Annotated in this window: 14 protein-coding genes; 1 reads left to right on the top strand and 13 read right to left on the bottom strand. The window is 35.6% G+C overall.

Annotated elements, in window-relative coordinates; genetic code table 11:
• Positions 1 to 25: 25 nt before the first annotated feature.
• The 9 genes from VRHSUH10_RS00630 to VRHSUH10_RS00590 all read right to left on the bottom strand — a co-directional run bounded on the left by VRHSUH10_RS00630 (position 26) and on the right by VRHSUH10_RS00590 (position 14,776).
• The gene (locus VRHSUH10_RS00630) at positions 26 to 3,076 is read right to left on the bottom strand and encodes a type III restriction-modification system endonuclease (protein ID WP_105089049.1); all 3,051 of its coding nucleotides are present in this window, start codon (positions 3,074 to 3,076) and stop codon (positions 26 to 28) included.
• A gap of 12 nt (positions 3,077 to 3,088) precedes the next feature.
• Positions 3,089 to 4,951: a site-specific DNA-methyltransferase gene (locus VRHSUH10_RS00625; protein ID WP_105089048.1), complete on the bottom strand. Its 1,863-nt coding sequence runs from the start codon at positions 4,949 to 4,951 to the stop codon at positions 3,089 to 3,091.
• 10 nt (positions 4,952 to 4,961) lie between these two features.
• Positions 4,962 to 6,824 (bottom strand): site-specific DNA-methyltransferase, encoded by a 1,863-nt coding sequence (locus tag VRHSUH10_RS00620; protein ID WP_233187051.1) that lies wholly within the window; start codon positions 6,822 to 6,824, stop codon positions 4,962 to 4,964.
• A gap of 14 nt (positions 6,825 to 6,838) precedes the next feature.
• The gene (locus tag VRHSUH10_RS00615; RefSeq protein ID WP_233187050.1) at positions 6,839 to 7,495 is read right to left on the bottom strand and encodes a DUF4391 domain-containing protein; all 657 of its coding nucleotides are present in this window, start codon (positions 7,493 to 7,495) and stop codon (positions 6,839 to 6,841) included.
• An 11-nt stretch (positions 7,496 to 7,506) separates the two neighbouring features.
• Positions 7,507 to 10,743, bottom strand: a complete 3,237-nt coding sequence (locus tag VRHSUH10_RS00610; protein ID WP_105089046.1) for a helicase-related protein — start codon at positions 10,741 to 10,743, stop codon at positions 7,507 to 7,509.
• A gap of 252 nt (positions 10,744 to 10,995) precedes the next feature.
• Positions 10,996 to 11,703 (bottom strand): hypothetical protein, encoded by a 708-nt coding sequence (locus tag VRHSUH10_RS00605; RefSeq protein ID WP_105089045.1) that lies wholly within the window; start codon positions 11,701 to 11,703, stop codon positions 10,996 to 10,998.
• Between the two features lie 109 nt (positions 11,704 to 11,812).
• Positions 11,813 to 13,303 carry a 23S rRNA (uracil(1939)-C(5))-methyltransferase RlmD gene (gene rlmD / locus VRHSUH10_RS00600; protein WP_105089044.1) on the bottom strand — a complete coding sequence of 497 codons (1,491 nt, stop codon included), beginning with the start codon at positions 13,301 to 13,303 and terminating at the stop codon, positions 11,813 to 11,815.
• Positions 13,303 to 13,971, bottom strand: coding sequence for a TerC family protein (locus tag VRHSUH10_RS00595; protein WP_105089043.1), 669 nt, complete (start codon positions 13,969 to 13,971; stop codon positions 13,303 to 13,305). Before VRHSUH10_RS00595 ends, rlmD begins: the two co-directional genes overlap by 1 nt.
• Positions 13,972 to 14,116: 145 nt before the next feature.
• The gene (locus VRHSUH10_RS00590; RefSeq protein ID WP_105089042.1) at positions 14,117 to 14,776 is read right to left on the bottom strand and encodes a TerC family protein; all 660 of its coding nucleotides are present in this window, start codon (positions 14,774 to 14,776) and stop codon (positions 14,117 to 14,119) included.
• Positions 14,777 to 15,054: 278 nt separating this feature from the next.
• Here VRHSUH10_RS00590 and VRHSUH10_RS00585 point away from each other — a divergent pair, with 278 nt between their 5' ends.
• On the top strand, positions 15,055 to 16,398 hold the full coding sequence (locus VRHSUH10_RS00585; protein WP_105089041.1) for an MATE family efflux transporter: 1,344 nt from the start codon (positions 15,055 to 15,057) through the stop codon (positions 16,396 to 16,398).
• A gap of 48 nt (positions 16,399 to 16,446) precedes the next feature.
• Here the strand turns inward: VRHSUH10_RS00585 and uvrC are convergent, their stop codons facing one another.
• The 4 genes from uvrC to VRHSUH10_RS00565 form a co-directional block, all read right to left on the bottom strand.
• On the bottom strand, positions 16,447 to 18,273 hold the full coding sequence (gene uvrC, locus VRHSUH10_RS00580; RefSeq protein WP_105089040.1) for an excinuclease ABC subunit UvrC: 1,827 nt from the start codon (positions 18,271 to 18,273) through the stop codon (positions 16,447 to 16,449).
• A gap of 43 nt (positions 18,274 to 18,316) precedes the next feature.
• Positions 18,317 to 21,169: an excinuclease ABC subunit UvrA gene (uvrA, locus tag VRHSUH10_RS00575; RefSeq protein WP_105089039.1), complete on the bottom strand. Its 2,853-nt coding sequence runs from the start codon at positions 21,167 to 21,169 to the stop codon at positions 18,317 to 18,319.
• A 186-nt stretch (positions 21,170 to 21,355) separates the two neighbouring features.
• A complete protein-coding gene (gene uvrB, locus VRHSUH10_RS00570) occupies positions 21,356 to 23,533 on the bottom strand; it encodes an excinuclease ABC subunit UvrB (RefSeq protein ID WP_105089038.1) in 2,178 nt (725 codons plus the stop codon).
• Positions 23,533 to 23,829, bottom strand: coding sequence for a hypothetical protein (locus VRHSUH10_RS00565; RefSeq protein ID WP_233187049.1), 297 nt, complete (start codon positions 23,827 to 23,829; stop codon positions 23,533 to 23,535). The genes uvrB and VRHSUH10_RS00565 overlap by 1 nt, the downstream gene beginning before the upstream one ends.
• Positions 23,830 to 23,842 lie beyond the last annotated feature (13 nt).

Raw genomic sequence — 23,842 nt, 5'->3', positions numbered from 1 at the left:
CTCACATAAATTAATGTATAAAAATTTACTTTGTCACAATATCTAGTAGTGACTTATAGCTATCAACAACATCATAAACAACGTCCCCTTTACTGATAGCTTTAAAGTGTTCACGTGCACAATGTAGTTTGGATTCTTCAATCAATCGGAGTTGCATTGAATTCATAGAGCCCTTTGTTTCAGCAACAAAATAAATATGTTTTACACTACCTTCATAAAAAGCTATTGCCCAATCTGGGTTATATCGACCAACAGGTGTTGATATATAAAATCCATCAGGTAATTTAACATATACAGCCACATCAGAGTTTATATCCAACTCAGATGCAAAGTTTTTTTCATTTGTTGAGTCATAAACAATATGGTCATATAAATGTTTATTAGCTTTCATCGCATTAGTCCCTAAGCGACCTTTAATTGTTGGATCAGTAAATACATTAGTATCATATTTTTCATCTAGTACATCATATGTGATGTGCTCAATAATTGCTGTTGCTTTTTCATCATTTATAAGTGATGCAGCTTTAATAATGAACTCTTCTGGATTATCTTTGAATTGATTAAAGACAGCAGATTCAATACCTTGAAGAATCTGTATAATTGCTTTACGCGTAAGCCCGGTCTCATCTACTAGTTTACCGACCAAATCATATTTAACATTAGAACTTACAGCATTTTTACTTCCATATGTTGAAGCAGCTTCTTTTACAAAAGAACCTGATGTTTCTAACGCCTCTTTTGATTTAATCTGTTTCATAGTACCAGATTCAACTTTATAGAAAATCTTTGAAACTCGAAGTTTGCTATCTAAAGCTGAAATTGCATTTCTAACAAGCTCATCAGTATCAAAATCAACGACATATACTGATTTGGAATTTATCTTATTCCATAGTGCTTTAAATTCAGGCATAGAAACTTTATCTTCGTCTAACTGAAGCTCAACATTATTACTGCGTGCATTTTCAAATTGTATCGATTTAGAATCATAGATAGAATCAATGATTCCTATAACTGCATCCTTGGAGTCAGATACTTCATCAGCAACCTGTATTAAACCATTAGACTTATCATCATAATATTTATCAGTAAGAGCACCTGTTTTATCAATATAACCATTTACAATAAGATCATAATGAATAGCACGTCCTATTTGATCATCTATAACCTGTTCATTATTATGTATATCTTTAATTACTTTTCCAATGAATAATTCAGGTGTGATTGATTTAGGTCTATCAGCAACGGCCTCGGCAATTTCAGCTTGTAAGCCCTTTGCAAAACTATCGTAGCTTTCACTAGCTATTATAGTAAGAACATTTACATTATGTACATCATTACCAAGTACATTGGTATCCATACGTTCCCCATCTTGGTTTACACAAAGGCGAAGACCACGGCCTACTTCTTGACGTTTGCGCACATCACTACTACTTTGTTTTAATGTACAAATCTGAAAAACATTTGGATTATCCCAGCCTTCACGTAATGCTGAATGAGAAAAGATGAATCTAACAGGAGATTTCTTAGGGTCTCTATCTAAAAGAAGTTCTTTATTCTTCATAATTAAATCAAAAGCATCAACATCATCTGATGTTTTCTCTTTTTTATCTTTTAACTTAGAGTCAACCATTTTTCCTTTTTTATCAATGGAGAAATAACCTGCATGTGTAGACGATTCAGAAATAGCATTAATATACTTTATATACTCATCTTCACCAAATTTTATTTGAAGATTATCAATAATATCCTTATACTCCTCTTCAAACATATCTGCATAGATACCATTAATAGGCAATCCAGAAGCATCATAATGCTTATACTTTGCTACCTCATCTATAAAGAATAAAGATAATACTTTTATTCCTTTATAAAATAAGTCACGTTCTCTTTCAATATGAGATAAAATTGTTTCTCTTATTTGAATACGTCGAAGTTGATCTTCATTTACTTTGCCAATTACATCACCAGCATAGACCTTTACTCCGTTAATAAACTCAACTGAGTCATCACGACCATCAATTCTAGATACAACAAAACCATCTTTATACTCTTCCATTTGGCCTGAGTTATCATAGAGGTTATAGCCTTCCGAAACAACTCTTGTTATCTTTCGAATGCCTTTAGCACCTTTATAATCAAACTGAATAGTTGCTGTAGGAGCTGACTTTGAAAGATTAATACCTTCGAGATAAACATAACTTTCAGTAGCTGTACTTCCAGATTCAGTAATACCTTTAACAGCAATTTTTTTTACAAGATATTTATTGTAAGCTTCTAATGCATCTAATCGATAAACCATGTTGTAGATACTGTCACTCTTATGAGTTGCAGAGTAACGAAGAGTCATTAATGGATTAAATTGTTTTAAACTTTCTTTTGTCTGTTTTCCTTCTACAGATTGAGGCTCATCAATGATTAAGATAGGATTTGTCTTGGCAATAATATCTATAGGACGACGAGATCTAAACTCATCTAATTTCATATAAATACGTCTAGCATCCTTACCTTTTGCATTAAATGCTTGAGAATTAATAATCATTACATTAATGGAGCTATCAGATGCAAAGCGATCAATTTCAGTTAATTGAGCAGAGTTATAAATAAAGAATCGAATCTTTTTACCATATTCTTCCGCAAAATGGTCTTGTGTAACTTGGAAAGTTTTATAAACACCTTCACGTATAGCAATGCTAGGTACAACAATAATAAATTTACTCCAACCATAATGTTTATTAAGCTCATACATAGTTTTAATATATGTATAAGTCTTACCAACACCAGTCTCCATTTCAATAGTCAAATTATATCTACCTTCTAATTTATCAGATGGTAGAATTTGATTATCTCGTTGTATTTTCTTTATTCGACTAAGAATTAGCTCATCACTTAATTCTTTCACTATTATCTGGTTACTAAAGCCAGTAAAATCATTATCCTCAGTTAGGGATTGTTGAATATAACCAGTTCCTCTATCCATCATATATGATGGTGTTAAATAAGGCTGTCCTGCAAATACATCCACCACGGCCTTCGCAGCATCAGCTTGAAATTTTTGATGCTTAAATTGTAGTTTCATGTCTAGACCTCCTTAAATAACCTTTACTCTTGTATCTGGAGCTATCGATTTAAAAATCTCACCAACATTAATTTTAGCTGGACTACTTTCAAAACCAGTATCTCTAAAGACCGCACGAAGAGGCTGTTGTTTTGCAATATATTTAATGACTGAATCTGGTATATTTTCATTGAAACATGCCACTAAATCACCATTATTATAATTATGTATAGTACAGCCCTCTATCTCTTCTGAATTATATGGTAATGATAATGGTAACCCCCATTCAAGCAAACAGCCAAATAGTAAATCAAGATCATTACGATCAGACTTAATATTTGACTCTAAATTTGAAAGTAAATTCTGTGAATATTCATTTGCTGAGTAATATATATCATTCATATTAGAGTCATCTAATTTTAAAACTCTAAATCCATAATCAATATCAGCATTGGTATCATGCTTTATATAATTAGCGGCCAATATGATTCTTTTTCTACCTAATTCTGCAATAGTTCTAAAACCTTCATTATATGCAATGGTACTCTCAGAAATAGGTTCATTCATTTGAACCATTATATATTTACATTCTGCATTAGTGTACGCATTATGCAGTAATACTGCATGAGCAGTTGTAGCAGATCCAGAAAAAAAGTCCAAAACTATATCATTTTTATTTGTAGCCAATCTAATAATTTTATTAATAAAACTGACAGGCTTCGGTGTATCAAAAACTTTTGCGCCAAATAACTTTTTAATTTCTTTTGTTCCTTCAGTTGCAGTTCCACAATCATCCCACAATGATTTTGGAGTTATTCCTTTCTCTTGAGCTTCACTTAAAAATCTTTTTAGTTGAGGTTTACTATTTCCATTTTTCCCGAATATTATCCTATTGTCCGTTAAAAATGATTTATATTCTTCCTCCCCTGTTCTCCAGCAACGTCCTTCTGCTGGCCAAAATTCTTCACCTGTATTAGGGTTAATAATACCGTAGGTTAGATTAGGTCTTATGCCTGGACTATCAAATGGATCTGCTTTCCATGGTCCTCTTGGGTCATTATCCCAGTTATGAAATCCATCACCTGTATCTGGTAACTTAAATTTTGATTTATTTGCATAAAATACTTCCATATTCTTTGCATATACCAATGTATAATTATGGTTAAGAGATACTATAGCATCATTTGAAACAGACTTTCTAGAATTCCAAATAATATCTGTTACAAAAGAGTCAGCACCAAAAACTTCATCACAAATCTTACGTAAATTATGGGATTCATTTACATCAATTGAAATAAAAATAGTTCCATCATCAGATAATAAATTTCTTGCTAAGAGTAATCTAGAATATATCATTGAACACCAATCTGAATGGTATCTACCTGCTGTTGTACTATTTTCTCTTCGATAATTAATGTTACCAGATGAATCATAATATTGAATTCCATCATTATATTCATCGGAGTCCATAACGAAAGAATCAGGATATATAAAGTCATGACCAGTATTATATGGTGGATCAATATAAATTAACTTTACTAATCCTAAATAACTTTCTTGTAAGAGTTTTAGAACTTCAAGATTATCTCCCTCAATATATATATTTTTAGTTTTATCCCAATCTACACTTTTTTCCTTACAAGGACGTAGAGTCTTTCGAATTGGTTTATTAGCCTCAACAATAGCATTATTCTTACCAACCCAAGTAAACTCATAGGATTCATCACCATCAATCACATCGCTTGAAAGAATTTGCTTTAAAACATCAAAATTTATAGCTTTTTTTAGTGTACCATCGTTATCAATTGATTCAGTTATACAATTGGGGAATAAGTTTCCTATCCGTTCTATGTTTTTAGTAGTAATATCTGCTGTTTCCATTCTCATCTTATCCATTAATTTCCCCCTAAATAACTTTTACTCTTGTATCTGGAGCTAATGATTTAAAAATCTCACCAACATTAATTTTAGCTGGACTACTTTCAAAACTGCTATCTCTAAAGACTGCCTGAAGAGGTTGATGTTTTGCAATATATTTGATAACTGAATCTGGTATATGTTCATCAAAACATGCCACTAAATCACCATTATTATAATTATGTACAGCACAACCTTCTATTTCTTCTGAATTGTATGGTAAGGATAATGGTAACCCCCATTCAAGTAAACAAGAAAATAACAAATCTAAATCATTGCGATCTTGTTTAATATTTGACTCTAAATTTGACAATAGATTCTGAGAATATTCATCTGCTGAATAGTATACATCTGTCATATTAGAATCATCTAACTTAAAGACACGAAAACCAGTATCTAACTTTTCAGTATCAATATTCCCTTTATAATCTTCTAGTATTTTTTTTGATGCTTTTCTAATTCGCTCTTGTCCTATTTCACAAATATTTTTAAAACCATTCTTATATGAATCTGAATTCTCATCCGTTTTCTCAGCTAATTGAACCATTATATATTTTCTATGACCACCATCTTCTGCATTCAATTGCATTACAGAATGAGCAGTAGTTGCACTTCCAGAAAAGAAATCTAGAATAATAGAGTCCTTTTTAGAATAAAGTTCAATACATCTTTTGATAAGATTTACGGGCTTAGGATAGTCAAAGATTTTTCTATCATCAAATAATTCCTTTAGAGCTTTACTTGCATCTTGTGAATGGCCTACTTCTTTATACTTCCATATGGTCATCGGAGTAATCCCAATTTTTTTTAGTTCATTTAAAAATCTTTTCATACTAGGGACCGAGTTACCATCAGTGCCAAACCAAATTCTATTATCTCTTAATTTTTCTAAAAAAACTTTCTCTGAAACAAGCCAACTTCTACCAGCTGGTGGCTCAACAATACGTCCTGAAGGTGTTGTTATAGGATAAATATTTGATTCAACTGCAGGTCCAACAGAAAAATTATCTGCTTTCCAATCTCCTCTTGAATCATTATCAGGATTGGAATATCGATTATCGGCCTCTTCACTTCGTTTAATGCCATTATTAATAGCTAGAGTCTCATTTTTAGCATAACAAAGTATAAAATCATGAGACCTTGAGAAATGTTTCTTTAAGTTTATAGGTGCATAAGCTCTTTCCCAAATTATTTGTGCCAAGAAATTATCTTCACCGAATACTTCATCACATATTTTTTTTAGATTTTCTTGTTCATTATCATCAATACTTATAAAAATGACACCAGTATCACTTAATAAATTTCTTGATAATAATAATCTAGAATAAATCATTGAACACCAATCAGAATGAAATCTACCATTACTATCTGTATTCTTAAATAGTCTATTCCCGTTTTCATCGAATTCATTATTCGCTTCTATATATTCTTCACTTGATAATTTAAAGTCATCATTATAGATGAAATCATTCCCTGTATTGTAAGGTGGATCAATATATATTACATCAACTTTCCCAAGATAACTCTCTTGCAAAAGTTTTAATACTTCAAGGTTATCACCTTCTATATATAAATTTTCAGTATTATCCCAATTTACACTTTTCTCTATACAAGGACGTAAAGTTTTTCGAATCGGCTTATTTGCTTCAACAATAGCAGCTTTTTTACCAACCCATGTAAACTCATAAGCTTCATCACCATCTATGACTTCGTTAGATAGCATCTGTTTTAATGCTTCAAAATTTATAGCTTTTTTTAATGTCCCATTTTCATCTAAAGTTTCTGTAATACAATTAGGAAATAATGATTCAATTTTCTCTATATTTTTTTCAGTCATATCTACTGATTCCATTCTCATTTTTTCCATTATATTTTCTCCAATACGATTTTTAACTTCTTCAACTCAGTATTCATTTCTATTTGTTTATTTAGCTGCTTTTCTTTTCGTATTTTATTCTGTAATATACTAATTTGCTTTTGCAAAGTTTCTATTTTTTTATCACGCTCTACAGACTGTTTTAAAGTCTCGGTAGAGTTATCAGATTGTAACTTATCACCAGCAATTTGACGTACTAAGTTTTCATATACATCATCAAGGTTTAGACCTTCTAGTTTTACTATTAACTCTGTTTCTTCAAGCCAATTTGTATGATAGTATCTATCCACTTTAGATATTTTCTTTTCTATATTCGTAGGTTCTTTATATCCAATCCATGCCTGATACTTACCATTGTATTCTAAGATATAAAGAATATGATACGGAATTACACTATCAATAAATTTTAATATCTCTATATCCACTTGTGAATAATTAAGATTGACTTCAAATATCTCTATCTCAGTTACATATTTTCCATCAATCAAATTAGTAGTTGTAGGCGCAATTTTATTTCTCCAATAAATATTCTTTACCTGATTTACAAACAATCGTTTTAAAGAAGTCGTAATATTTATATTTTCATAGAACTTAGCTTTAGGAATGCGCCGATTAAATTCTGTAGCTTTTGGTAAACCTAGCATCATATATCGCCTTCTTATTTAACTACCAAGAAAGAAATAAGCTCAAAATCATCTAAACCAGATACGACTGAGATAAGTGCAGAGGTTCCACCAGCTGTAAATAGACTATCAACTTCACTTTCTTCTTTCGTATCGATAATAGAATGAATTGTTTCACGAAGAAGGTTTGATAATTCCTGCATATCTTTCCCATCATTCGTGTCTTCATTAAACTTTCGACACAATTCTACTATTGGTTCTTGTTTGCCTCTACATAATAATCTAATATCATCAAGCAATTGCTTTGGATTTAGATAATCACAGATTATCTCTCCATCCATACCAATATAAACCATATAAAATGGATGAATCCGGTTTTGATTATCAATATTTACAGAGTTATTAACATTCTTCAATACAAATATTACACCTTGTGGAAGTTCTTCAGATGATTGAACAACAGCATGTAATCCTTTAGGTTTTGTATCCATATCACCATGAGTTTTAATATACTCTAAAAGATCGAGCCTGAATTCATTTAAACCTAAATCCATAATCGAAATACCTGTAGACATATCTTCTATATCTACTACTTCTTCTTGTAAACGTTTAAGCTGTTGCTTTCTATACTCTAAATCGCCTTTCTCCTCGGCATTAATAAGATCATCATCTCCTGTTGAAGACATAATAGAAATTTTCATCCTTGTTTCTACACGACATTTAAGGTTGATGTATTCATCTAAATCCATATCAGGCCAAAAGTTAACAAGTTGGATACTTTCATTTTTACTACCAATGCGGTCTACACGACCAAATCGTTGAATGATACGAACTGGATTCCAATGGATATCATAGTTTATAACACAGTCGCAGTCTTGTAGATTTTGACCTTCAGATATACAATCTGTGGCAATTAATATATCAATTTCATCATTACTATCTGGCAATAGAACTGCTTTATCTTTAGAAATAGGAGAAAAACATGTCAATACATTATTAAGAGTAGCCTTAAAATTCTTAATAGTAGTTTTACCATCAATAGAACCTGTTATAACAGCAGTATTAAGTCCATATTTTTCTTTTATATAAGCACTAACATGTTTATATAAATACTCAGCAGTATCTGAAAAGGCAGAAAAAATCAGAACCTTTTTATTATTACTATTAATTGGGTTTTCTATTTTGTTAGAGATTACCTTGAGTAAAGATTGTAACTTACCATCATTTTCAGGTGTTATTACATTCAACATACGCATCAATTCATTTAAAACCTCAATATCTGAAGTAAGTTCAGATCGCCAAGTTTTATAATCCATATCAGCTAAATCAATTTGAACCTTATTCCCAACAGTAAAATATTCGGTATTACTATCATCTATATCCCACTCTGTATCAGCAGATTCATACATATCAATACTACTTGCACCATATTGCTCATATCGGTTTATCTTATCTATAGTATCATTAATTAAACTATAAATACGTTGTAATGTAAGTTGAAAAGAATTAACAGAGCTTTCTAAACGTTTCAACAAATTAACACTCATTAACTTGCGAATACCTTGTTCACGACCTGTTTGGGTTAACTCATTTCCTTTATTATGTGTTAGATCAATATATTTTTGAATTTTACTTGGAAATATATAGTTAGATGGTGTATAGATACAAAGGGAAAGCTTACTTAACGCTTCATAAATTTGATTATAGTTAGTAGCAGATTCTAAATTAGTGAGTACTGGTCTTAACGAAATAGGTTTCTTTCTTATAGGAAACTTACCAATATCAGTAGTATCATAATATTTTTCAATATGCTTTCTTGAACGTGCAATAGTGACACTATCCAATAATTCAAAGAAATCAAAATCTAATGTTTTTAACAAAGCATCTGTTGTTCGATCAGCAGCATCTAACTCACTCCAAGTATTAAACGCTCGTTGTGCTTGTCTAAATATTTCATCAATTGACTTGTTTGTACCTAATTTATTATCAATTAACGAAGTATCGCCTTCATAAGCTATAGCTAATTGGTTTTTCAAATCAATAAATCTATTATTAACCGGTGTCGCGGAAAGCATTAATACTTTTGTTTTTACTCCAGCCTTAATAATCTTATCCATCAGCTTTACGTAACGATTCTCCACAGTATTAGCATGCGTACCAACACCATTACGGAAGTTATGTGATTCGTCTATAACAACTAAATCATAGTTTCCCCAGTTTAAGCGATTTAAATCAAGACCATTAGAAAATCCACCAGTTCTAGATAAATCTGTATGGAATAACACATCATAATTAAGTCGATCTGCGGCAATTGGATTATTTACATAATTATCTTTATAGGTATTCCAATTCTCTGCTAGCTTTTTAGGGCATAGAACAAGAACACTTTTGTTTCGATTCTCATAATATTTTACAACTGCTAGTGCCGTGAAAGTTTTCCCTAAACCAACACTATCAGCAAGAATACATCCATTATATCGTTCTAACTTGTTTATAATGGCAAGTACTGCATCTCGCTGAAAGTCATATAACATATTCCAGATTTTACTTTGTTTAAACCCTGTAGCTTCATTTGGTAATTCATCAGTGGAGATATCATTGAGAAACTCACTAAATACATGATATAAAATCAAGAAATAAATAGACTCTGGTGAATTTTCATTATAAACAGAAGTCATATTGTTTATAACAATATCCGTAACATCTTGAAGTTTATTTTTATCATTCCACAGGCTTTCAAATAAATTGATGTACGTATCAGCAAACGGTGATTCAAATCGATTAACCATGTTATAAGTATTATTACCACGTTCACAACCAATATCAACTGTGGTAAACCCATTAATAGGCATATAAGTAGTAGCAGAATTGGAATTCGTTACATTTACAAATCCAGTCATATTCTCTCCCGTAATATTAGACTTAAATGTTGCTTTTTGTTTAATCCACTCTGCACATTCTTTTGCTATAGCCTTCTGGTTCATTTCATTACGTAGCTTCAGTTCAAACTCTGTACCATATAAGCTATTCTCACGATTTAATCTAGGAATATAAAACTCTCTCTTTTGCTTCTCTGTTTTTTCTTTAATAAATGTTGGTGCTGTAAAAATAAATCTACACTCATCTATTTGCTCTAGCTGATCCTTCAATTCTTTATAAGCATAGATTGAAAAGCAAGCAGCAGCAATTGATATCTTACTCCCATTACTTATTGTAGATATCATATCATCACGAACAATGTCATTAATATTATCAAAAACTTTTACATCCATCAGTATAACCCCTTACCTCTAAACGAATTATCCCCATTACATACTGTACTAATATTTATAACTTTATTATATAAAAAATCAGACATTCTGAAAATTATTTACTAAATAAACCTTTAGAAATAGGCTTAATGTAAAAAAAATTGTAAAAGAATACGTTTTCACTGCATTCTTTTACAATCTTCTTATTATATTCGAGATAAGCTTTTAAATTTTGGATTTATAAAAAAATAAAGAAATAGCCTTAGTAAATCATTATTTCTTATCAATAAAGACTGCATCACCTCTATAAAGTGAATATGAGTCATCTAAAACATACTTATTAGACTCATTTAATGCTGGAAACTGAATTACCGCATCTCCAACTTTAACTGCATCAGACTTAATATGAACTTCAAAAGAGCTATTAGTATCGATATTAGATAAATCAAATAATGATTGATAACCTACTGTTACCCACATACCAGGACCTTCAAATTGATCATCGCCACGTACGGTCTCTGTTGGATAATATGTATTTCCATTTTGTACTATAGATATAACAACATTATTAGTATCATTATAAATCTTACTTTCCGGCATATAAAGGAAAGATCTAACCCGTAATATATTATTAGCATTTCTCGTTGAATAAGTACTTGCTACACCTCTAGCATCCTCCAATGCCGTATTAGCATAAATTGCAAATGGAGTTTGAACATATACGATACCTTGCAATTCATTTCTTGGGAAAATTCCACCATAACGTCTTTTAATAAACTTCTTCTTAGCAGTAGATATCATTTTAATATTTTTCTTTTCTACTAAAGACTGTCCATAAGATGTTGCTGCTGCAATATCTGCATTTGTTATTTGGTGTTTCTCAATAAGTTGAGGATTATAAGTATTAATATCTTCTGCAGATACAGCCATAACAGACATAGCTAAAATTGAAAATAAAATAATTTGTTTCTTAAAATTCATAGTCTCACCTACAAAACATATACTTTTAAAAATCAGCTAAAAAAATTTTTAGACATCTATAATCTGATCAGTGATTCGGCTTTTCCAATCACATGGGCAGTGCTATCACTCACTGCGTCGCTTCACTTCTAGTAAGCAAAGCTACCGCTTCGACATGTGCTGTCATAGGGAACATGTCTACGGGTTGTACTTCTTTGAGTTCATAGCCATAGTGCGTCAATATTTCAATGTCTCTTGCCATGGTTGCAGGGTTACAGGATACGTAAACAATGCGTTTTGGTTCCATGCCTGCTGCAGAGGTTAGTACTTCTTCTTTACAGCCTGCACGGATTGGATCGAATACGATGACGTCTGGTCGTACACCAGCCTTGTAGAGTTTTGGCATTTCTACAGCCGCATCACCGACGATAAATTCTGTATTATCATAGCCATTGCGGCGCGCATTTTCACGAGCATTGATAATGGCTGGCTCTACAATTTCAATGCCGATAACATGTTTAGCTTTATGAGCTAGAAATAATGAGATGGTACCTGTACCACAGTACGCATCAATAACGGTTTCATCCCCTTTTAGGTCCGCATAAGCTAATGCTTGATCGTAAAGCACCGTAGTTTGTTCCGGATTCACTTGGAAGAAGGAGTGTGGAGATAAGGTAAACCGTAAATCTTTAATATGATCTGTAATCGTCCCATCCCCATAGAGGATATTATTTTTAGGTCCTAATATAACATTAGTTCGCTTACCATTTACGTTATGAACGATAGTTTCTACTTGAGGGATTCGTTCTGTTAATTTTTCTATCCACTTTTCTTGGTGTGGTAAATGGTCAGTAGCAGTTACAAGGATAATCATCCATCCAGATTGGCCAATACGACCGATTACATGGCGCAATATACCCTTTCCTGTATGTTCATTATACGGTTCAATATCAAACTCTTTAGCAATTTGATAACATGCTTGAGCAATGATATTATTGCCTTCATCTTGTATAGGACAGTTTGTACCTTGCACGATATCGTGAGATCCCATCGCATAGAAGCCCATTTGAATATCGCCTTTAGTACCACCTACAGGCATTTGCATCTTATTGCGATATGCCCATGGCTCTTTAGGTCCTAATGCTGGCTTAACAAGGTCTGGATTTTGATGACCGATACGCTCGATAACATCCTTTACCTTTTGTGTTTTTAGTGAAAGCTGCCCTTCATAGGTTATGTGTTGCAGTTGGCAGCCTCCACAGAATCCATAAAGGTCACAATTAGGATCGATACGATTAGGAGCCATAGTAACAATTTCTAGGAGTTTACCTGTAGCATATGTCTTTTTAACCATATTGATAGATACTTTTACCGTTTCACCTGGTAGAGCAAAGGGAACAAAGACTGTAAAATCATCTACGCGACCTACCCCTTCACCGCTACTACCAATACCGTGAATGGTTACTAGCACTTCATCACCTAGTTTAACAGGTGCATTCAGTATAGCCTGTTGTTTTTTAGACAATGCAGTAGTAATTGATTGACCTTGGTTCGCACGATTACCACTTCTATGTTGTTGTTTAGATTTCTTCTTACGAGCTGTACGATTTGTACCGTTCATTACGCGTCTCTTTTCTTCCAAATTTTAATCATACCAGTCACAATGAGTACGAAGAATACAGTACCAAATTTCACGAGTAATTCCTCACCTTGAATATATGGCATAAGAAGTGGATCTTCCACAATCATTTCACCGGCAACCCAACCGAGTAATGCACCGCCGGCCCAAAGGATGGCAGGGAATTTATTGATGATACGAGCAAATAATGTGGAGCAGAATACGATAATTGGAACAGTAATTAACATACCTGCAATAACAAGTTCTAAATGACCTTTAGCAGCACCTACTACACCGATTACATTATCGATACTCATCATGGCATCGGCTACAATAATCGTCCAAATAGCACCCATTAAGGAATTTTTAGCTTCAATATGGGCATCTTCATCGCCACCTTTTAATAGTTGGATGGCAATCCATACGAGTACTAGACCACCACCTAAATGAATAAGAGGAATTAAGGTAAGAGCCTCTACTAAAAGAGTAGCAAATACAAGGCGCATGACAATGGCCCCTACTGTACCCCAAATAACAGCTTTCTTTTGTAGTTCTGGAGCTAGCTTACCTGCTGCCATACCAATTACTACAGCATTATCACCAGCTAATAAAATATCAATCAAAATAATCTTACCAATGGTTACCCACGTGGCAACTTCTAAAAATTCCATTCTGTACGTACCTCAATTCAGTCTACTAATTCAATAACTATCCCTTAACTATACCATAAATCTTCTATTTTCTCATCTATAAGAGAGCTATTAGATTACATAAAAAAATCTCTCCTCCTGTGATTAGGAGAAGAGATATATTGTGTTATTTCTTAAGTTTTTTGGCTAACAAAGATGCACCTACTACGAGGATCACTGCAGCTATTTTGATAAACAGTGCATATGGTTCAACACTATGAGCAATCAATGTATCCTCTACTGCCATGCCAGCACCTACCCATCCAAGGATACCACCGCCAGCGTATAGGATAATTGGGAAACGTTCGATAACTTTCACAAACAAAGTACTACCATAAATAATAATTGGTACAGTAATCAACATACCAATGGCTACCATTGTCATATGTCCGCCTGCAGCACCAACTACACCGATAACATTATCGATGCCCATGATACCATCTGCAATGACAATTGTTGTAATAGCCGCACGCAAGTTATCCTTAGCTTCGATATTATGCTCGCTTTCATCATCGGCAACGAGTTTATAACCGATCCATAAAAGAAGGATACCACCTACTAAACGAAGGGCAGGAATATTGTTCAGTGCCTCTACAAATAGGAATGCCATAACAAGGCGTAAAATAATGGCCCCCGCGGTGCCCCAGAAGATGGCTTTCTTTTGCAAATGAGCCGGTAAATTACGAGCCGCCATACCAATTACAATGGCATTGTCGCCAGCGAGTAAGATATCGATAATGATGATCTGAAGCATCGCCAATAAACCTTGAATAGATAAGATGTCCAATGTATCCTCCTTAGAATATAACTATAGTATATATATTATAATCGATATAGTTCAGTAGTGTAAAATTCAATTTACAAAATATATATTCATTTTTAGCATACTCCATTCATCGTAAATAGAGAAATATAACTCTACAAATACAATTTTTATAATACATGAAAACCTTAGTCATAATGTGCTAAATACTATACATGTAATTCCCAATTCTTAAGGAATTTATCTATTAAATTAAACTACTTTATGGTATCGTATAATTATCGTTACTAAGGGAGGTAAGTATGTATCAAACATATTCTATATTACAAAAGTTATGGTTGTTCATTAAGCTATTTACTCCTATGTGCATAACTCAATTTTCCCTTATAGGTGGTACATTTATAGCCATCTTTTTAACGGGACAATATAGTACAATAGATTTAGCTGGGGTTGCTACGGGGTATAATTTATGGCTCCTCTTCTATATCTTTGCACAAGGAACATTGTTAGGTATCACACCAATTATTTCTCAGCTATTGGGAGCTAAGAAAACTGATAATATTTCAACAATCTTTTATCAAGGTCTTTATATCGGTACAGGCCTAGCATGTATCATTTTAATAACTGGTCTCTTAGGCCTACGTCCTCTTCTGACAGCATTAAATCTGGAACCTGCTGCAGCTGAGGTATGTATTAGTTACCTGAAAGCATATGCCATAGGTCTATTCCCACTACTTTGGGTTAATACATTGCGCAATACCGTCGACAGTCATGGATTAACACATTATTCTATGGCCATCGTATTTATTAGCTTTATTGTGAACGTATTTTTGAACTACGCACTCATCTTTGGGCATTTCGGATTTCCAGAGATCGGTGGTGTCGGTGCTGGCTATGGTATAGCCGGTGCTTGTTGGACCAACTTTATTCTCTTTAGCTTAGTATTACTATTACATCCGAAGTTAAAGGGATATCGTATCTTTAAAGACTTCAGTAAACCAAGTTTTCACTACATTCGCGAACAGCTACATATAGGTATTCCTATTGGCTTTTCCATCTTCTTAGAAGCTAGTATCTTTAGTATTGCTGGCCTCTTGATGGTTCACTTTGGATCCGCCGTCGTAGCGGCTCATCAATCTGTTATTTCCTTTACCAATGTATTCTACTGTTTGCCTCTAAGTATTGCTATGGCCTCTACCATTGCAGTTGCTTATGAACTTGGGGCAGGACGTAAGCAAGAGGCTATCCAGTACTCTTATATTTCTCGCATCTTAGCCATTGTATTGGCTATCATGATTTGTACATTTACGTTTACTAATATGGACGCTATTGCAGATCTCTTTACAAATGATGATGAAGTATACCAGCTTATCTACAGCTTCCTTGGATACGGTGTATTCTTCTCTGCTATCGATGCCATTGGAACCCCTTTACAAGGTATATTGAGAGCCTATAAAGATGTAAAAGTAGTTCTTTATATCTCCCTCATATCCTATTGGGGCGTATGCTTCCCAACCGCCTATATTCTCGCTAATAATCCTAATTACGGACCATTTGGCGTATGGATTGGATTACTCGCTAGCGTACTAGTAGCAGGTATATTGTTCACTTGGCGCACTTGGTACATTCAGCGTCAACAAAAATAAATAACATACTTATACAGTAAAAGAGCATCTGAAATAAGATGCTCTTTTTTATTTCAACATATCTTGTTTTTCCACCTTAGACATGCGGAAGAAATTATATAGTGTTTCTGCCGTTTTATAGTTCATAGATTCCACCTTTGAAAGCTCATCAATAGATGCCTCTTTCATGGCTTCTAAACTATTGAAATGAGCCCATAATGCCTTTCGGCGCTTAGGACCAATACCTTCAATGTGATCTAGAATAGATTCTAAATTACGTTTTCCACGAAGCTTACGATGGTATGTAATGGCAAAGCGATGGGCTTCATCACGTATTTGTTGAAGCAATTGAAGCTCTGGTGTGTGATGGTTTAAGATGATACTTTCAGATTGTCCTTCTACAAAAACCTCTTCAATGCGTTTAGCCAAGGAGATAACAGGCACATCAGTAACACCTACGACACGAATTAACGGTAAGGCTGCGTTGAGCTGCCCTTTACCACCATCGATGATAATAAGGTCAGGCATAGGCCAATCTGTTTCATTACCGTAGCGACGCTCCATGATTTCTGCCATGGATTTGAAGTCATCTGGTTTACCTTGCGTAGTCTTCAATTTAAAACGACGATATTCCTTCTTCGCCGGCTTACCACCTTCAAAGACAACCATAGACGCCACAGTTTCAGCCCCTTGCGTATGGGAAATATCGAAACATTCCATACGCTCTGGTAATCGCGGCAAGTCTAGGACTTCAGCTAGTTTTTTAACAGCCCCACCAGTCTTATCAATTTGGTGTTGCCACTGACGACGACGCTCTTCTAGGAAGGTTTCTGCATTCTCATGGGCCATCTTGATCATGTCCATCTTATAGCCACGCTGAGGCACAGACACGTCTACATTCTGACCTTTAAGCTGTGTAAACCATTCCTTTAACAAGTCTCTATCAGTGCTATCCATAGGTAATAATAATTCCTTTGGAATGAAGTTTGTATCTCCATAGTATTGCTTGATAAAGTCCGTCATGATAGTTTCTTGACTATCTCCATCATGTTGTACAAAGTAGTTCTCACGGCCTAATAGTCGGCCACCACGGATGAATAATAACTGTACACAAGCCATCGAGGTATCCACTGCAATACCTAACACGTCTAAGTCGCCACGCTGTGTAACCATGCGCTGTTTTTCTTGGATTTTTTCTATACTAGTTAGCTGATCTCGATAACGTGCTGCATCTTCAAAGCGTAAGTCTTCTGCAGCAAGCTCCATCTTCTCTTTAATTTCCTTCAGCAAAGGGATAGGCTTACCTTCAAAGAGTTCTATGATTTCATCGATATACTTTCGATAATCCGATACGGAAATCTTGTTAAAGCACGGCGCTTCACAGTAATGCATATGGTACTGTAAACACGGTCGCTCTACCTTCATAGACTTACATGTCCTGAGTGGATAGTACTGGCGTATTAATTTCAATACTACATGTACAGATGTTACATCTGTGAAAGGGCCAAAGTACTTGGCTCCATCGCGTTCTAGTCGGCGCGTCATATATACACGTGGGTAATCCTCTTGTACTGAGATTTTTACGTACGGATACGTTTTATCATCACGAAGCCTAATATTGTATTTAGGCTCGTGCTCCTTAATAAGCGTATTCTCCAAGATAAGCGCTTCCATCTCTGTCTTTGTTTGGATAATCTCCACATCGACCGCTCTCTTCATCATAGCCGCAACCTTCGGCGCTCGGTTCGCATCATTACGCACATAGGAACGTACGCGGTTGCGCAAATTAATGGCTTTACCTACATAGATGATACGGTTATATTGATCGCGCCATAAATACACGCCTGGTGTGGTCGGCAAATGACTGACCTTCTCTAGTAATTCTTCAGATGGCATACGTCCTCCTTTCCTCGTAGATTTTTAAGCTTTGTACTCACTACTATTTTTTCTTTTGAGCTGCTTTCATAAATTTCTTAGTCTGTTCTAATACAGGACCTAAGAATTTGCCTGTATAGCTTTCTTTCACCTTCACGATTTCCTCAGGTGTTCCTGTAGCTACGATGGTACCACCACGATTACCACCTTCAGGGCCAAGGTCTATAATGTGATCTGCCATCTTAATGACATCTAAATTATGCTCGATAACCACAACGGTATCGCCACCCTCTACGAGTTGTTGCAATACGTGTAATAACTTGCGAATATCTTCGGCATGAAGACCTGTAGTCGGTTCATCTAGGATATACAATGTTTTACCTGTGCTGCGACGAGCTAATTCAGTAGCTAATTTAACCCGTTGTGCTTCACCACCAGATAAGGTTGTTGCGGCTTGACCTAAACGAATATAGCCTAAACCTACCTCTTGTAAAGTAACCATCTTACGATGAATTTTAGGGATGGCACTAAAGAATTCTACTGCATCGTCTACGGTCATATCTAATACATCTGCAATAGATTTGCCTTTGTATTTAACCTCTAAGGTTTCTCGGTTATAACGGGCTCCCTTACAAACCTCACAAGGTACGTACACATCTGGCAAGAAGTGCATTTCAATTTTGATGATACCGTCACCACGACAAGCTTCACAGCGTCCACCTTTTACGTTAAAGCTAAAGCGCCCTTGTTTGTAGCCTCGCATCTTAGCCTCTGGTGTTTGACTATAGAGCTCGCGTATAGCATCGAATACACCAGTATAGGTAGCTGGATTAGAGCGAGGCGTACGACCGATAGGACTTTGGTCAATATTGATGATTTTATCGATATGTTCAAGACCACGGATTTCTTTATGAGCCCCTACTTTGTGGTTAGAGCGATATAATTGATTAGCTAAACCTTTGTAGAGAATTTCATTAATCAAGGTAGACTTACCAGAACCGCTGACACCAGTAACAACATTGAATAAGCCAATAGGGAATTTTACATTTACATTTTGTAAATTGTTTTCCTTAGCACCGCGAATTTCAATGCAGTTCTTACCTGCTTTACGGCGTTGTTCCGGAAGAGCGATAAATTTACGGCCACTCAAATATTGACCAGTAATAGAGTCTTTTACCTTCATCACTTCGTCTACTGTACCAGCTGCAATGATTTGACCACCATGTTCGCCAGCACCTGGACCAATGTCCACGAGATAGTCCGCTGCACGCATCGTATCTTCGTCGTGTTCTACAACGAGTAAGGTATTTCCTAAATCACGCAAGCCTTTTAAGGTATCGATGAGTCGATCATTATCTCGTTGATGTAGACCTATGGACGGTTCGTCTAAGATGTACAATACACCTACCAAACCAGAGCCGATTTGCGTAGCTAGACGAATACGTTGAGCTTCACCACCAGACAAAGTACCTGCACTACGGTTCATAGTAAGATAATCAAGGCCTACATTATTGAGGAATCCAAGACGAGCATTGATTTCCTTCAAAATTTGAGCCCCAATCACTTGTTCCCGCTCTGTTAACTGTAACTTACCAAAGAAATCAAGTGCTTCTTTAATGGTCAATTGGGTTACTTCATTGATGTTCTTATCCCCTACGGTTATAGCTAATACTTCAGGTTTAAGACGAGCTCCATGGCATGTAGTACAAGGCTTAATGGACATAAATTTTTCAAACTCTTCACGCATAGAATCTGTAGAGGCTTCACTATGACGGCGTTTTACCATCGGTAAAATACCTTCGTACTCAGTAAAGAATTCCTTCACTTCGCCGCGCATATTTTCGTACGTGAAAGCCACCTTATCTGTAGTGCCGTACATTACTTTTTTCTGTAATGCTTTTGGCAATTCATCATAAGTAGAATTTAAAGAGTATCCATTAGCTTTTAATAGACCTTCTACTTGGCGCATAAACCATGCATTAGGGTTAGAGCTCAACGCTTGTACACAACCATCGGCAAAGGTAATAGATCCATCTGGAATAACGCGTTCTTCGTCTACTTCCATGGTAGAGCCAATTCCCAAACAAGCTGGGCAGGCACCAAATGGACTGTTAAAGGAGAACATACGTGGCTCAATTTTCGGTAAGGAAATATGGCAATCTGGACATGCAAAGTGTTGGCTATACATGTGTTCAGGTCCATCTACCTCTTGGATAACTACAATGCCTTCTGCCCATTTTGATGCGGTCTCCATAGAGTCTGCTAAGCGAGATTCAATACCTTCTTTTACAACGAGACGGTCTACTACGATATCGATAGAGTGTTTTTTATTTTTTTCTAATACAATATCTTCATCTAATGTACGTACAGCGCCATCTACACGGGCACGAACAAAACCTTCTTTTCGAAGTTGATCAAAGACGGATTTATGCTCTCCTTTTTTCCCTTGAATCATAGGGGCTAATACTAAAATCTTAGTACCTTCTGGGAAGTTCATTACATCGTCTGTCATTTGTTGTATTGTTTGCTGTGTAATAGGCTTACCACATTCAGGACAATGAGCATGACCTACGCGAGCAAATAATAGACGCAAGTAATCGTAAATCTCCGTTACAGTACCAACTGTAGAACGAGGGTTACGGCTTGTAGTCTTTTGGTCGATAGAAATTGCTGGAGATAAACCTTCAATATAGTCTACATCGGGTTTATCCATTTGTCCCAAGAATTGACGTGCATAAGCAGATAAAGACTCTACATAGCGTCGTTGCCCTTCTGCGTAAATTGTATCGAATGCTAAAGACGATTTACCAGAGCCACTGAGGCCTGTCAACACGATAAACTGGTCCCGTGGTAAGGATATATCTATATTTTTAAGGTTATGCTGACGCGCACCTTTTACAATCAATTGCTCTTTCATTATGTTCCCTATTTAAAGAGATGATACCAATCGGCATCATCTCTCTGTTTACTAACATGAAATAATATATCTATATTATCGCACATATAGTCTATATAATCTATGTGTTTTCTTACAAGGTATATAGATTCGATTTATTACATTCATATAATATTTTTACAATATATGAATGCATGTTACTACTACTTAAGATTTACTCTTTGAACTTGTACGTTTTTTACCCTTACTAGATGTAGGTTTTTTCAACTTGCTTTCACCTGCACTATGCATATCGGACCATTGTTGACGTAGTTCCCCTAATTGGTCACGAAGCTTAGCGGCCTTTTCAAATTCAAGTTGCTTAGCGGCAGCCTTCATTTGACGGTCTAGATCTTCAATTTTATTAAATAACTCTTCTGGTGTTATATCTGCCACCTTAGGCGTCGATATATCTTGCTCATATGGTTCGTGTCCATGGTCCATACCTGTTGTAGAGGATTTCTTCTTCCCTTTCTTCGGTGAAAAGTCCTTCCCATCGGTGACCATATCTTCTTCAATTTTCGTCAACTCAATAAGTTCTTTTACATCTTTAGAAACAGACTTAGGCGTAATATTATGTTCAATATTATAGGCCTCTTGCACAGCACGACGACGATCTGTTTCATCGATGGCGCGCTGCATAGAACCTGTTACACGGTCTGCGTACATGATAACGTGACCATTCACATTACGAGCGGCGCGACCAATAGTTTGAATCATAGCTGTATCAGAACGTAAGAAACCTTCCTTATCCGCATCTAAGATAGCCACCAAGGAAACCTCTGGCATATCAAGACCTTCACGAAGTAAATTGATACCAACTAGTACATCGAATACACCAGCTCGTAAGTCCCGAATAATTTCGGCACGCTCGATGGTAACGATATCCGAATGGAGGTATCGAACGCGGACGCCCATTTCCTTCAAGAACTCTGTTAAGTCCTCAGCCATTTTCTTCGTTAAGGTCGTAACGAGAACACGCTCATTCTTAGCTGCACGCTTATGAATTTCTCCAAGTAAATCATCCATTTGGCCCTTAATAGGACGAATCTCAATAGATGGATCGAGTAGACCTGTAGGACGAATAATTTGCTCTGCAACATTCGTTTGTACTTCCATTTCGTATGGACCAGGCGTTGCTGATACATAGACGATTTGATTGATACGCTCTACGAATTCATCAAATTGAAGTGGTCTATTATCAAGTGCAGAGGGTAAACGGAAGCCATATTCGATAAGTGATTCCTTACGAGCACGGTCACCATTATACATGGCTCGTACTTGAGGAATGGTTACATGAGATTCGTCCACCATGATGAGGAAATCATCTGGGAAATAGTCTATCAATGTATATGGAGCCTCCCCGGCCTTACGTTCAGACATATGGCGGGAATAGTTTTCGATACCTGAACAATAGCCCATTTCTTGCATCATTTCTATATCGTAACGGGTACGCTGTTCAAGACGTTGCGCCTCAAGTAAACGATCAGCAGCCTTTAACTTAGCTAACTGTTCGTCTAATTCAGCTTCAATTCGCTCTACAGCAATACGCATCTTATCTTTCGTTGTTACATAGTGAGATGCTGGGTACACAGCAACATGCTTACGTTCAGCAATCACTTCACCCGTCAAAGCATCTACCTCAACGAGGCGATCGATTTCATCACCGAAGAGTTCCACCCGAATGGCTCTTTCACTATAAGCAGCAGGGAAAATCTCGATGGTATCACCTTGTACACGGAAGGTACCACGAATAAAGTTCATATCATTTCTCGTATACTGAATATCTACGAGTTTAGACAGAATTTCATCGCGAGATTTCGTCTGACCCAAGCGCAAGGACAATACGAGCTCAGAGTAATCCTCAGGGTCACCTAAGCCGTAAATACAACTAACAGAGGCAACGATGATTACGTCGCGACGCTCGAAAAGACTCATAGTGGCACTATGTCGTAATTTATCGATTTCATCATTGATAGACGCATCCTTCTCAATGTACGTATCACTTGAAGGAATATATGCTTCTGGTTGATAGAAATCGTAATAAGATACAAAATATTCTACCGCATTATTAGGGAAGAAACTTTTAAACTCACTACATAATTGAGCAGCCAATGTTTTATTGTGTGCAATAATCAAGGTCGGTTTCTGTACCGCCTCGATCACCTTTGCCATCGTAAATGTCTTACCTGTACCAGTAGCACCGAGCAAGACCTGAGCCCATTCACCGCGTTCTATACCTTCTGTTAGAGATTGTATGGCAGTAGGTTGGTCCCCAGTAGGCGTAAAGGGCGCCTCCACTTTAAATGGTTGGCCCCCTTCGTAATTATATGTATTATGTTTCATTACTGTTCATCCTGATGTTTACGGATAGCTTTGAGCTCTTCCTCAGATAGACGACGACCTGCATTTTCTGCTTGATTCAACGTATCTTCACCTTCTAATACTTCGATGAGCATAGCAATAGAGAATCGATCTAATGTAGGCGTAGTCTTTTGGATTTCATCGGCCATCATCCAATCTGATTCAGTATAGTTATTAATACGTTCTGTAATCTCTTCCCAGTTTGAAAGTAGCAATCTTGTAATAGGACGATATAATTCAATGCCGAAATACTCGATTAAGCTAACAATCTTTTCCATATTTTCTAGGCTA

Origin of the sequence: Veillonella sp. T11011-6 (assembly GCF_002959755.1) — a bacterium.
Classification (GTDB): Bacteria; Bacillota; Negativicutes; order Veillonellales; family Veillonellaceae; genus Veillonella.
Note: the sequence above shows the minus strand (reverse complement) of the source record. Positions and strands in the feature narration are given on the sequence as shown.